The sequence below is a fragment of the Duganella margarita genome, assembly GCF_009857535.1.
Lineage (GTDB): Bacteria > Pseudomonadota > Gammaproteobacteria > Burkholderiales > Burkholderiaceae_D > Rugamonas > Rugamonas margarita.
In genome coordinates this window covers 143,556-156,952 of the sequence record NZ_WWCS01000007.1, presented here as the reverse complement: position 1 = coordinate 156,952, position 13,397 = coordinate 143,556, and the positions used below count along the sequence as shown (strand labels likewise).

Here is a 13,397-nt window from a genome sequence, read left to right as displayed (position 1 = left end):
GCGCGCAGCTTCGTGCAGCAGTGCGACCAGGCACCTGAGCCGCCGTTCGCACGCCCACAACTGCTCCGCCTTATTCTTATTTATTATTACTACTCGTTATTACCATCACTTCGTCATTCCTCTTATTGTTATCCATTAGCGATCACTACCGAACAGGGCGCGGTAATCGGCAGTAACCAACGTCTCTTAGACGTAGCGCAAACCGGCGGCTAACCGACACGTTATCTTCGATACCTGACTGACGCAGGAGAACGCAATGGACGTCCGCATACGCGACCGGATTTTCGCCGCCGCCGATCGGCTGCACCAATCGAACGGCGCCGGGGACAGCTTTCCTACCGTCGGCGCGGTGCGGGAAGTCGCCAAGGTCAATATGAACGACGCCTGCGTGGGAATGCGCGAATGGCGCAAGGCGCAGACAGCGCAGGTGGCGACGATCGCCGTTGATGTTCCCGCACCGCTGCAACAGGCCAGCGACGACGCCCTGCAAGCGCTGTGGCAGGCGGCGACGGCGCTGGCCAACGAGACCCTGCAAGCGGCGCAAGCGGCCTGGCAAGCCGAGCGCTCCGAACTGGAAGCATTGAACCAGCAGGTCGCCAGCGCCTTCGAAACGCAGGCGCAGGAACTCGAGGACCAGAAAACACTGGTTGGACGCGCTCAAGCGGAATGCGCACAGGCAATTGCGGACATGAAGGCGAGCGAGCAACGCGCCGACGCGCTGTCTCAAGAAGACACTCTGCTGCGCGCCGCGGCCGAGCATGCACGGTCCCGGATCACGGAACTTGAACGGCATGCGGAGGTTCTGCGGCGCGAACACGGTGAGTTGCTCACGGCGCTGACCAGCGCCAACCGATACATCGACGAGATGCGCCAGGTGCACACGCGCGAACTGCACGACTTGAAAGCAGCGCAAGCCGCAGCGCTGCAGCAGGTATCCGACGCCCACTTGGCCTGTGGTCCGGTGCTCGCGCTTGCACGCGAGGAGGCAGCCAGCCTGCGCGGGGAACTGACCGCACTGAGGGCGCAAGGCATTGGTCGCCGGGATGCTTGAGCTGATCGCAAGTCATCCGCCTCGGACCGTCGCGCCGTCGCACGGCTTAGCTGAAACGAGTCAAGGCAAGGTGGCTAGTGCATGCAGATAACGCTTCCTGTTTCGTCGACCAGACAATCAACTCTTGCCGCGTCGCGGCTGATCGTTCGGCCTGTTGTCGCCGCCACAGCAGTCTTCCAAACGGTCTGACGAAACAGCTGCCGCATAGCCGCAACAAGCGACCTTTGTCCGCCGTCCGCTCGCAGTTCACGCCGCGCACCGATACCTTGAGCTCGCCCGATCAGTACGGCCGGCGGGCCGCGGGCAGAGGTAGCCATCGACACCCGCCCATCACGCACCGGCGAGCAGCTTGTTACAGCGCTTCCTTGAGAAACGCCGGCAGATTGGGATTGGCCTTCAGCCGCGCACTGAACGATGGATCGTCAACTGCGGTGATCGGATCGAGCTGCATCGGATCCACGCGTTCGGGTGGCGTCAACGCCAGCAAGGAACGGCCGTCCGGCACGGCATCGTCGAACTCCAGGTCCAGCGTCCAGTCATCGCGCGTGGCGAGCACACCCAGCGCCGTCGGCGCCGGCACCGCCGCGAGTTCCGGCAAATGTCGCAAGCCATAATCCAGCTTGGCGATCGCCGTCGCCAGCGACATGCCGCCCATTGCGTCGTTGCCGGGCTCGGTCAAATCCAGGAAATACTGCTTCCTTCCGACCATGAACAGTTCACTGGTTTCGGGTGTGCCCACGGCGAACCCGCCCGCCTCACCTAAGCGAAGCCGGCCGTCGATCAGCACCGCGCGGATGGCGTCGTCGCGCGCGTCAATCAGCGCCGCGTACGGGTCCTCAATGCGCCCCCCTCGATAACCAGCATGTCGGCGCGCAGGCCAGGCTTGATCCGTCCGATGTGCCGCTCCCAGCCAATCATGCGAGCCGGATTGACGATGACCATGCTGACCAGTTCTTCGGGCGAAAAGAGATCGCCCAGCGCGCGGCTGACGGATCGCGCGACCTTCAACTCGCCCAGCATATTCTTGCAGCCGCTTGGCGCCCAGTCGACGCCCAGCGCGATGGGGATCCCGCGCCGCTTGGCCTCCGCGATCCGGGCGGTCTCGCCGTATAGCAGGAAATTGCTGGTGGGCGACCACACCATGCCGGCGGCCGCCGCCAGCTGGTCGAAGTCGGCCGGCTGCAGACCGACACAATGAATGCAGATCAGCGACGGCTTAATGGCCCAGCTGCCGTCCGCCAATTGCAGATCTTGGAACCGCGCGCGGGCATCCGCGTCCGTTCCCTCGCTGAGGTGATAGAAGAACGGCTTGCCGCGCGCCAGGGCCGGCACCAGCTCGGTCGCGATCTGCGCCGGCAGGTAGTCCAGCGTCTGGCCACCGCACGCCGCCCAATCCGCGTCGGCGGGATGTTCGACGTTGCGCACCAACCCTTCGAAATAGGTGCGAAAGCCATCCCGCGTCGAGGCGGAGATGCCCTGGCCCGTCATGACGCCGCCCAACAGGCTACGGCATTCGGCATACCGGACGATGGCCCGCGAGTAATCCTTGTCGGGGTTCTTCGCCAGGATGGAGGCCGGCAACGCGATATCATGCGCGTAAGCTGGTTGCTCGTTGCGCCACTGGTTGCGGTTCGTATACCGGCGCGGCACGAACCACAGCGGCACGAAGTTGTAGGTCAGATGGTTGTGCAGGTCCACCAGGCCGGGAAAGATGGTGCCGGCCGCATCAACCGGCACGACACCGTCAAATTCGGGCGGCACTGCTGCATCGGCCGTTAGCACGTGGGCGATCGTGTTGCCGGCAATGCAGACCTTGCCGCGCCGCAGCATCCCCACCGCCGGATCCATGCTCACCACATCCCCGCGCAACACGGTTTTGTAAACTGCATCGCTTCGCAGCGACGCCGCGCCAACCCGCATGGTCTCTGCGTTGAAAACAATCATCGATGTTCTCCGTGTGGTCAGTGAAGGAAAAGCCGACGGCAGCGCGCCGTCGACGACCTCTCGCCACGCCTTATAGCGCAAGCCTCAGCCATGGAAAAGGATAGCACCTCGCCGCACCGCAAAATGCGCAAATGATCACGCGGTTCCTCGCGATGGTGAGCACGGCCAGCCAGCAATTAGCCGAGCAGTCCCTGTGGTAACGCTCAGTGGTGCCCACGGCTAGCTGAGTACAATTACCGCGGCCAAAACGCACTGCCGCTGACGCCGCGCAAACCGGCTTTCCGTCAACAGCTTACGATGACTCTGTCAGCGGCCGCCGGCTCGTTTGTGTCTCCTGGTCCCCCTTGTAGTACCGGCTGGGCGCTGGCCCTTCCCCCCCACCGCGCCGGGCTTGCGGCCGATGACCAAACGCGTTGCACGCCGCTGGCCATCGGCCGCTTTTTTCAGTGTTGCCATTACGCGGCACACCACATCGGAAGCGTCGCGCATCCATCCGCGTCCCCGCCATTATCTGCGAAGCGTTCGGATAACCGACACGCATCGCAACGATGCGAATGATTGACGACGTCCACCAGCAGCCACGTCGCATGACCCGTACCACTTACCACGCCAGATCGACGTAAGTTCACCCGTCGCCGACAACGCGTCGGTCACCGGCATTGCGCCACGCACCCTGGCGTGGACAGCAGCGACAAGTCTTCGTCATTCGCAGGGCAATCATCGCCAGCGTGCAAGCCGGACATCATGCGGCGGACGCGTCTCCAGACAAGCCGAACATCTGCGCCAAATTATCGTGGCATGCATTCGCCACCCGCGCCATGCTCCGCTCCGTGATGAACATTGCATCCTGTGCAAACTCATTTAGCGCGAGCAGCACATAGCGCCCGATCCCCCTGTTGTCGCAATCCATCAATCCACACAGCATAAAATCAGCCGGCATCGCCAGGCACAAAGGTATCCGCCAGCGGCGCCGTCCAGCGGCGTCCTGGCGACAGGCCGCCACCGCGACCTTCACCCGCACACTGTCGTTGAGCAAAACGGTGTTATGCCACGCAGTGGCGTCAGCGGTGCCGCCGGCCAGCACTGTGTAGTGCCGCACGTCAGCAAGCAGGTCTGTCACCAGCAAGCGGCTGGTACGGGCATGCAGACTGCCGCTCGCCGTGCCCAGCGGCGGCAGTCCAGCGGCGGCGTAGGCGCGCAGGTATCCGCCGAACAGCGCCTTGATGGTGTTGCCCCCCGGCAGGGAAGGATCGTGACGGCAGAGCGCGATGCTGACAGTGCCGTGACGCTGATAAAGCGCGCGCAACTGTTGCAGCACCGCTTCGCGCTGCGATCCGCTGTCGCGACGCTGCCTGATCTCCTGTGCCCGATCAAACAAGGAATGATCAATGATGGCCGGCAGTGCGTCGTGACAGCAGATCCACTCGGCTGCGTGATTGCGAGCAATGGCTTTACCCATGCGGCGCGTGGTCCGGTTGTACAGCAGATCGCCGCAGTAACGCGGGTTGACCAAAATGCGGCGTACGGCGGTGGCGCTCCAGGGCACGCCGGGCAGGCGCGGTGCGCCTTCTTTGCGCAACAACGCGGCGATACGCCGGTCGCTCAAGTCCTGCGCGACGTACAGCTGGTAAATCCGGCGCACCATCGCCACTTCCTCTGCCGGCCCGGGAACCAATGCGACGCGGTCGGTCAAAGCGGACTTGCGCTCTCCCGCAAGCAGCGGCGTGCGCGTGGCGCCATCCGCCTTCACGGATACCCGGCGCAGGCCATATCCCGGCTTGCCGCCCTGCTTATAGCCCATGCTGGCAAAACGGGACTGTGCCGCCAACACCTTGGCGCCCAGCTCGCGGCTGTATTCCGCCGCCATGATGCGCTTGATGCCTTTCAATAGCGCATTCATCGGCGTTCCATCGGCGACGAATGCCTCGGCGCAATAGAGCACGGAAACGCCGCTGCGACGGCACAAGTGCTCGTAGTAGGCGCTTTCGTCAACATCCTGGAACCGCCCCCAACGACTCACGTCGTAGACCAGCACCACCGAAAATCCGCAGTGCGCGCCGGTCACCTCGTCCAACAGCGACAGCAGTCCCGGGCGGTTCTCCAGCCTCAATCCGCTCCGCCCTGCATCAACAAACGTGCGCACCACCGCCAAGCCTCGCTCATAGGCGTAGCGGCCTATCGCATCCAGCTGGTACTGGATTGAACAGTCCTGCGCCGCCGTCGACATGCGCACGTAGGCTGCAGCCGACCACTTGGACGGCGCATCGCTTGGCACCGCGACTGTCTCCATACCGCCTCCACCGCGCATCTGCAGCCGGCTAAAGTGCGAATTGAGAATGAACGAACATCGATCACTCGAAAAGCAAATTACCTGACAACATCAACGCGCGCGTTGCGGTACGCCAAGCAATGCACGCTCTTCCCCCAATCGGCTTCGTGGCAGGCAGATGCGCGTGCAAAGTGCAACAGCATCAAGCGGCGATACGCTCGTCATTTCCGCGACTTCATTCCTCGACCGTGAGCTACTTCGATGTTTGGTCCGATTGTAATGCACTGCTGAGGTGTCTTGCCGAGTCGTTGACCGCGCGATTGCATTTGGTGTCTGCCTTGGGGCCGTTGGTAAAGATGGGGTCGATCAATCGGACGCCTACCAAGACATGTCTGGCCCGACAGGCGCGCTGTGCGACCGTCCGGCCGCACAGCGCGCAAACGCCAGCGAACCGGCACTAGCGCCGCAGGACCACACACCCCCGTCCGCGCAAAGCCAGCGAAAACCCAACAAAAATGGGAACAACTTGACGCAGAAGCCAGCCGCCATTGATGGCAACCCACTTCATCCGACAACGCCGAGAAATTCAAGACAATCAGTGTCTTGTAGAACTAGTCCTGCAAAACCCTTGAGCTTGCGCCCATTTCAAGGCAGGGATCTCTCCAATTGTCACATTGACACATTTAACAACATAATAAATTTAATATAAAAATTTGCCAAATTGACCGTATATTTGTCGCTGATTCGTCATCAACGATTCATCCGCAACGAATACGATCGACAAACGAGTGTCGCGCGCCCTGATTCTCATTAAAATGCCCAGTAAAGGAGGCAGAACGTGCTAACTATGAGTCAATCACGCTTAATCTGGGCGGAAAATAGCAGTTTGTTATCATTGACAATGTGTGATTAATCAATATTAACACGTGTACGCAGGAATTTATTATCTAGAATTTATTTTTGCGAATCAGATCCCTGCGGATCTTTATTATTTTTGGACAACTCTATTTCTCACCTTTAATCAAAGGAACCACTATGATGTATTTCAAAATTTCTTCTCAACTTGAATCAAACGGGAGTGCTCTCTTTCTGACGGCTATATCAGAATCGGCAACGGTAACTGCAGCACCAAACAATTCGGGCGATTCACAACTTTGGACGCCGATAGCGTGGATTAGCCCCACCTACAAAGGTGGTTTCTTGTTAATAAACAAGGCTACAGACACCGCTATCTGTGCGCCGAGCTTTAATGGCCCTGTGACATTGGGAGCGACCGCCAACGCCGCAATATGGAACTGGGCCTTTCCAACAGAAGACCCGGACGTACCGTCCGGCTACGCGGCTCTTCAGCTTACTAACATGCCTAATCAGGATAATCAAAATCTGAATATACTGAACGATGATCCTGAAACACTCGGGGTATGGGTATGGGGAGGTGGATTGAGCAATGAGATTTGGCAGGCTGAGCTATCCCCTATAACCGACTAAGAGTAAGACTGCCCCCATGACGCCAGCGAAGTTGGCGCCAGTAATACCTCCCTATCAACGAAGGTAGTCTGAAAAGACTTCACCGGTTTCGTCACAGCAATGCAAGTGACGCGCAGCAAACTAAACCCCATGTTTTGTCCCTTGGCAGCAGTCTCCCGGCCGCCCATTCTGATGTTGGCCATGGTCTGCAGCGCTTCCGCGCCAGCGGCGGCGACGTTGATCCAGGCATCATTGAATCGCCTCAGCGCGGCCTAAGCCGCTTGTGTCGCATGACAATGGCTCATCGTACCGGCATGCCCAAAGCGTGTGCACGCAGGCGGCCGGCAACACAGCGTGGCGCCAGAGCGGGAAATCCGTCCATCTCGCTTGGTTAGACTCACTTTGAGCTAGCGCAATGACCTTGGTTAGCCACCGTGTACACTGTTTGAGGCATGATGGATTGTCCCTACTCTGCGGCGCTTTGAGCAGGATGTACACCGCGACGGAGATTGTGATGCACAAAGCAACGCAAGAGAAACAGCGACTAGCAAGGGATCGGTTGTCCAGTCTGGGCTTGAACGATGATGAATCGGACCGCGCCAACAGATACATCGCGCTGCACGTGCGCTACGCCAGAAGCCAGGGAAGAGTTCTGTTACCAGGGATTCTTGCCGTGTTGGCCGCGTTCGCATTAGCGCCGATGACTGAGCTTCATGTCAGACGCGAGGTTGTACGTGCCGATCAAAATGATGCGGAACACGTACTGGCGCGAATGATCGGAATCGAGCCGGCACGCAAGCTGTCGGCGGAGTTTGGCGGGATGGATCACATTGATATCCCGCGCGCAGCCGGCGCACTCCTTGCAGTAAGAAATAAAGTGTAGTAGTTCCGTTTTGATCTGACAGTAAAGCCTTGCCAAAGGGTGGGGTTACCCGGTTTGATAGAGGTGCGAATCTTTATTAAACCAGCGCGCAAGCGCCAAGGAGTAACCCCATGAGCAGTGTTCCTCAAAGCGTCATCAGATACAAGGTCGGCTTGCTAAATTTAGCAACCGAACTGGGTAACGTGTCCCGTGCCTGCAAGGTAATGGGCTTTTCGCGAGACACGTTTTACCGCTATCAATCTGCCGTCGAGGCTGGCGGCGTCGATGCCCTGATTGATGCCAATCGCAAGAAGCCCAATCTGAAGAACCGCGTGGAAGAAGCTACGGAGAGCGCCGTTGTGGCCTTCTGCCTGGAGCAGCCGGCCTTCGGCCAGGTCCGCGCCTCCAACGAGCTGCGCAAGCGTGGCATCTTCATCTCTCCATCCGGTGTTCGTTCGGTGTGGCTGCGTCGTGATCTGGAATCGTTCAAGAAACGCCTAGCGGCGCTGGAGCGCCACGTTGCGGAGACGGGCGACGTTCTGACCGAAGCCCAGGTTGTCGCGCTTGAACGTAAGCAGGACGACGATGTCGCCCATGGCGAGATCGAAACGGCCCACCCTGGCTACCTCGGTAGCCAGGACACTTTCTACGTCGGCACGATAAAAGGCGTGGGCCGCATCTACCAGCAAACCTACGTCGACACCTACTCGAAGTGGGCTGCCGCAAAGCTCTACAGCACCAAGACCCCGATCACCGCCGCCGATCTGTTGAACGACCGCGTGCTACCTTTCATGGACGAACAAGGCATGGGCGTCATTCGTGTGCTAACCGATCGCGGCACCGAGTTCTGTGGCAAGGCAGAGTCGCATGATTATCAGCTCTATTTGGCGCTGAACGACATCGAGCACACGAAGACCAAGGTCCGGCATCCGCAGACCAACGGCATCTGCGAGCGCTTCCACAAAACGATTCTGCAGGAGTTCTATCAGGTCGCGTTCAGGCGCAAGATCTACCGCAGCATCGAAGAGCTGCAAGCCGACCTGGATGACTGGATCGCCTACTACAACAACAAGCGCACGCATCAAGGCAAGATGTGCTGCGGGCGCACGCCGATGCAAACTCTAGTTGACGGAAAGGAGGCGTGGCGCGATAAAATCACCACACTGAACAGCTGAATTTGACCTGACAGTCGCAGGCTTCAAACCGGGTAACTGTCAGGATACTGTCTCGATTTTCAAGTGTTGCGCTCAGACCAGTAGCAGGGCCGAGGCCACTGGCGGGTTCCGCCCCAACTCGGACCTTCGCCTTATCGTCAGACACATGCTGAAGGCGACCTTGTTCTTTACACCAAAGCCAAAGGTTCTCGCCCCTAAGGTCGATATTTGCGCGGATGTTATCCTATCGAAAATTCACCGATCAGGAGCACATTTTGGACATGCGATTCTTGCGACATCTTACGTTGACGTTTGCATTCTTTATCTCGTTGATGGCGCACGCCGATCCCATCGCCGAGCAGATGCGGATCAACCAAAAGCGCTATGGCATTGCTGGTCAGGCTCTATTGATTGCCCATAACGACACGGTTTTGTTCCGGGCTGCGGATGGCGTCAAGATCGACAATGTCTTTCCGGTCTATTCGCTCAGCAAGCTGTTAGTCAGCACACTCATCATGCAGCTGGTTGAACAGAGCAAGATCGATCTGGACCAACCCGCCAGTATTTACGTAAGAGACCTCCCAGCCAGTTGGCGAGGCATTACGGTACGGCAGTTCGTCAATCACAGTTCCGGCGTACCGGAATATTTTGAGAACACAGTCAACTTCCTACCTACCGCGCAGGCTGTACTTGCATCACTCGCAGCAAAACCGCTGAACTTTCAGCCAGGCACATCGACGCGTTACACGCAGACCAACTATCTGGTGCTAACCATGCTGCTGGAGGCGCAATATGGCAAGCCCTACGCTCAGATCGCCAAGCAGCGCATCCTGGAGCCACTACACATGGAACACACTTATCTGGGAGCACCCTCGCTCCCCAAGGCCGGTGTACTGACTGCTTACGCAGGTAAGGACGGCAAACTAATCCAAGCCGAGGACGTCGCTTGGCCGGATTACAGCTACGGCCATGCCGAGCTCTACCTGACGGTAGACGACCTGTTCCGTTTCGTCCAAGCTGTCGCAAAAGGCGAGCTGGTCAGCAAGCAGACGTTGCTACAGCTGTGGCAGCCTCCGCTCCTATCGACTGGCCGGCCGGGTATATTCGCCACGGGCTGGGAGTACGGCGAAAGCGGGCAATATCACCACGTCGGCCACGACGGTGGCACTCAGGTACGAGTGCGCTTGGTCTACAAGGACACGCTCGATGGCGATAACTACATCTTCATCTATCTGACCAACGGCAGTGTCAAAAACGTCTGGTCGCGTGTCCTGCTGGACAGCGCCATGGCAGCCGCAGCGCCGGACCAGTTTAGACAGGAAGTATTATCGGAGAAATTAATAGCCTACGCACTGGGCGAGACAAAAACACCGACGGTGGAGGGCATCCCCGACTTGGAACGCTTCATCAACGCCAGCGGTTACGCAGCGCGCGAAAACTTGGGCCTGAACGAGGCTATCCGTGTTTTCACTTTAAACACTACGCTCTTTCCTGACTCAGCTAATACCTGGGACAGCTTGGCCGAGACATACCAAGCGAAAGGCGATCAAGTCAAGGCCAGGCAGTTATACGAGAAGGCACACCTGCTTTCAGCGAAGTCGGGCGCGAGCAAGTAGATCATGCGTCTCCGCTCTCAATGAGTTGGAAGCGGACAGAGCAGGACTGGCGTGCCCAACGACGTCCCCAGTCGCTCCAGTCGCGGACCTTCGCCGCAATCACATTTGAGAGGTTTATTCACGCCCCAGCGCTAACTCAGTTGATACCATCAAAGCTATATGCAAGCTCATACTTGCGGACTAGCGAATCAGACCGTTTCCACTGCTTTGACCCAATTTGTTGGACGTACACTCCTCGGAGAAAGTCGTCGTTAGTCCATAAATAAGGAGATGTATCGAATGCTGGTCTCACTGGTTTAACGCTCACGTATATTAAAAGGTCCGCTTGTGGCCGTATTCAGTCGCCGGTGAGTTTAGCTCATTTGACGGCCTCGCGGATAATCAGGCTGGAACGCGATACCGGATCGAACCACAGCAAACATCAAGTGCACCAGTTTGCGCATGACCGCCCCAATCACTGCCTTCTTTGGCAAGCCGTTTGCATGAAGACGCTCTGCAAAGTTCCTGAGCGCTGGGTTGTGGCGACTGGCGACGACTGCCGGCATATAGAGTGCGCTTCGAGTTGCTCGGTTCCCCGTTCGACACATCGACGTACGACCGCGAATAGATGTACCTGAGGTGCGCTGGCGTGGACTCACACCGAGATGCGCCGCCAACGCTTTTGCACTGTGAAAGCGTTGCATGTCGCCGACATGGCCCAACATCACGGCAATGGTCGCCTTGCCAATTCCAGGAATGCTGGCCAAAAGGTCAGAATCGCGTTTTAGCTGCGGATGGCAAGCGATGTGGTCTTCAATTTCGCGCTCTACCTGTTTGATTTGAACCTTCAGCCATTCCACATGCTGCCTGAGATGTTCCGCCAATTCCAGATTCGCGGCGACGGTGCAAGCCTCTTCTCTGTTTTCCTCTTGCAGGCGCATGTCCTTCAATGCCTTTAAACGATCACACCATGACCTTAACCGTCGCTGCTCCGGCGTAGGCGCTTTCCAAGGCTGCGGGTGCATCTTTTCGCAATACCTGGCGATCAAAGCTGCATCGATTCCGTCATTCTTGTTGCGCACCAGCTCGCTCTGTGCAAATCCTTTGATGCGGGCGGGATTAACAATGCTCACAGTCAGACCTAGGGCCTGCAAACCAAGCGCCACAGGCTCGCTGTACACTCCCGTAGACTCCATGCAGACCAAGCAGCTGTCCAGCTCGACGTTTTGCCTGGTCATCCAATCAGTCAGTTCCTGGTAGCCAGTAGATGAATTCGCCACCGACTTGCTGCGAATTTTCCCTTCGATGATCAGCGCACCATGCAGCTTAAGTTTGCCGACATCTATCCCAATGGCAGTAGCTTCCTTGTCCATGGCTTTCCCTCCTCGTATGCAGGCTTACGTGAACTGCAGTAGCCTCAGATACTGTCCGGACTTTCAGATGGAAATGGGCAAGGGCACCAATCTGACAAGCAGGGTCGAACCCTAAGATCAAGTTATGTGTCACCTTGCCCGGCCGCGCCATCTAGGAACACGATACCACTGGATCGGCAATTTCAATATACGAGATCAAGTCGCGATCACTACAAATAAAGAGATTGTCGACAACTCTTTAAGAGGTAATACTCTTCGGTTGCTAGCCCCCGAATATCAAATGACAGAGAGCGCAATTCAAAAATACTTGCGGGCGGAAATGTCACTCAACAAGATCGCCAAGCTCAACTTTTTTAGTTGGCATATTAGCTCGGAGAAAAAGGCGTTCATCTTTTTCCTCCGAGCGTTTCGCCTCGCGTGCTACTCGATAGTAGGCAAATCCAATTCGTCAGTTAGCCTGTCAAACGTGGCTTCCGAAACTACCATAGCGCTCCTACATCGCTTCAGCAACAGTCCTAACTCTGCCGATCCACGCGCATGGGAGTTCGCTGAAATTACTCGAAGTAACCTGTTTATCTGGTCTTCCGAGAAGTCAGAAGCCATGTAGGAAAGTTCCTGCATCCATCCTGCAACCTGCTCCTTGGACCGCGTTGCACTCAAACGCTGCGTAGCGGTATCGATCACAATGCCTGGAGCGACTCCGAAGAAACTTATGGCCAAGTCGTCCAGTCTCATCCGCTTTACGCGAGATAACGCAAAGCGTTTAAGCGGTTCAAATTTTAGCAGTTCCGATATATCATTGAACCGCGCTGTAGGCAGTTGGTCCACGTAGTTCTCTACGCGTTCTGAAACCGAAGCATCCAAATGATTCCAAATATCAGGCACTTTCATCACAAGGCTTGACATCAGATTGAGATCGTCGTCGGTAGTAGAAGCGCAGATTGAATTTAGCTTACCCTTCAGTGTTTTTTCGTATGTTACGTGATGCAGTGCTGCTGTGGCCATCAGTGCGCTGAAGTAGCGTTGCCTCTGCTTGTGTCCGTGCTGTTTATCGAGCAACCCTTTTAGAAGAAGCACTATAAAGTTGGCAGTGAGCGATTCTTTGGGCTTTTTAAGCGGACCGCCAAGCAGGGATACCTTAGCTCTCTTTTCGTCAGTTGGAAAATATTCAGATGTCACATCTGCGATTACACGGGCTAATGCATATTTTCCTTGAGCAGGTGGATGCTGTAGCAAGTGGGTAATAGCCGAATGAATGTGCAGTCTCGCCAGTTCAGCCGGGGGAGAATACGGTTTCTCGTCGTTGGTTAGTGATGGATGGGCACAACGGTTGCGATCCTCCTGAAGACGAAGCAAATCACTGTGTTCCAGAGGCGATATGAGTTCGAATTTTTCCTTGGCGACATTAAGTAATCCTCTTTCAAATTCTAGCGCGCGTTTTAACCCCTCTGGACCGCTACGTCGGATCTCATCAAGTGTATCCATAAGATTTCCCGCTTCCTTGTCGCCAGAGAGAGATAGTTCTCGTATTTTCTCGATCACATCGAAGCATACCGCTATCCACGTCGCTACAATTGCCGATCTGAACGCACCTACGCGGTAGCTGGAAACGGCCTCGGTAATCAACTCGCGTGCACGCTCATCCCTGCATCGCAGAACTAGCTCGTCTAAGTCCTCTAGGC

10 protein-coding genes are annotated in these 13,397 nt (G+C 57.1%); 5 read left to right on the top strand and 5 right to left on the bottom strand.

All coding sequences use genetic code 11. The features are described from left to right. Positions 1 to 256: 256 nt before the first annotated feature. Positions 257 to 1,051 carry a DNA-binding protein gene (locus tag GTP55_RS13205; RefSeq protein ID WP_161045400.1) on the top strand — a complete coding sequence of 265 codons (795 nt, stop codon included), beginning with the start codon at positions 257 to 259 and terminating at the stop codon, positions 1,049 to 1,051. Between the two features lie 352 nt (positions 1,052 to 1,403). Here the strand turns inward: GTP55_RS13205 and GTP55_RS13200 are convergent, their stop codons facing one another. From GTP55_RS13200 to GTP55_RS13190, 3 genes are all read right to left on the bottom strand, one after another. Continuing rightward, positions 1,404 to 1,790, bottom strand: coding sequence for a hypothetical protein (locus GTP55_RS13200; RefSeq protein WP_161045399.1), 387 nt, complete (start codon positions 1,788 to 1,790; stop codon positions 1,404 to 1,406). Between the two features lie 77 nt (positions 1,791 to 1,867). Then, positions 1,868 to 2,995, bottom strand: coding sequence for an amidohydrolase family protein (locus GTP55_RS13195; protein WP_161045398.1), 1,128 nt, complete (start codon positions 2,993 to 2,995; stop codon positions 1,868 to 1,870). Between the two features lie 742 nt (positions 2,996 to 3,737). Beyond that, positions 3,738 to 5,285 carry a recombinase family protein gene (locus tag GTP55_RS13190; protein WP_161045397.1) on the bottom strand — a complete coding sequence of 516 codons (1,548 nt, stop codon included), beginning with the start codon at positions 5,283 to 5,285 and terminating at the stop codon, positions 3,738 to 3,740. Positions 5,286 to 6,299: 1,014 nt separating this feature from the next. Between GTP55_RS13190 and GTP55_RS13185 the strand changes: the two genes are divergently transcribed. The 4 genes from GTP55_RS13185 (at position 6,300) to GTP55_RS13170 (ending at position 10,363) form a co-directional block, all read left to right on the top strand. After that, positions 6,300 to 6,752, top strand: coding sequence for a ricin-type beta-trefoil lectin domain protein (locus tag GTP55_RS13185; RefSeq protein ID WP_161045396.1), 453 nt, complete (start codon positions 6,300 to 6,302; stop codon positions 6,750 to 6,752). A 493-nt stretch (positions 6,753 to 7,245) separates the two neighbouring features. Next, a complete protein-coding gene (locus tag GTP55_RS13180) occupies positions 7,246 to 7,614 on the top strand; it encodes a hypothetical protein (RefSeq protein WP_161045395.1) in 369 nt (122 codons plus the stop codon). A gap of 110 nt (positions 7,615 to 7,724) precedes the next feature. Then, positions 7,725 to 8,768: an IS481 family transposase gene (locus GTP55_RS13175; RefSeq protein WP_161045394.1), complete on the top strand. Its 1,044-nt coding sequence runs from the start codon at positions 7,725 to 7,727 to the stop codon at positions 8,766 to 8,768. Positions 8,769 to 9,028: 260 nt separating this feature from the next. After that, entirely contained in the window at positions 9,029 to 10,363 is a 1,335-nt protein-coding gene (locus GTP55_RS13170; protein WP_229257925.1) for a serine hydrolase domain-containing protein, read from the top strand. Between the two features lie 353 nt (positions 10,364 to 10,716). Here GTP55_RS13170 and GTP55_RS13165 read toward each other — a convergent pair whose 3' ends face one another. Both GTP55_RS13165 and GTP55_RS13160 read right to left on the bottom strand, forming a co-directional pair. After that, on the bottom strand, positions 10,717 to 11,715 hold the full coding sequence (locus tag GTP55_RS13165) for an IS110 family RNA-guided transposase (protein ID WP_161045392.1): 999 nt from the start codon (positions 11,713 to 11,715) through the stop codon (positions 10,717 to 10,719). Between the two features lie 420 nt (positions 11,716 to 12,135). Continuing rightward, positions 12,136 to 13,200 (bottom strand): hypothetical protein, encoded by a 1,065-nt coding sequence (locus tag GTP55_RS13160; RefSeq protein ID WP_161045391.1) that lies wholly within the window; start codon positions 13,198 to 13,200, stop codon positions 12,136 to 12,138. Positions 13,201 to 13,397: the final 197 nt, after the last annotated feature.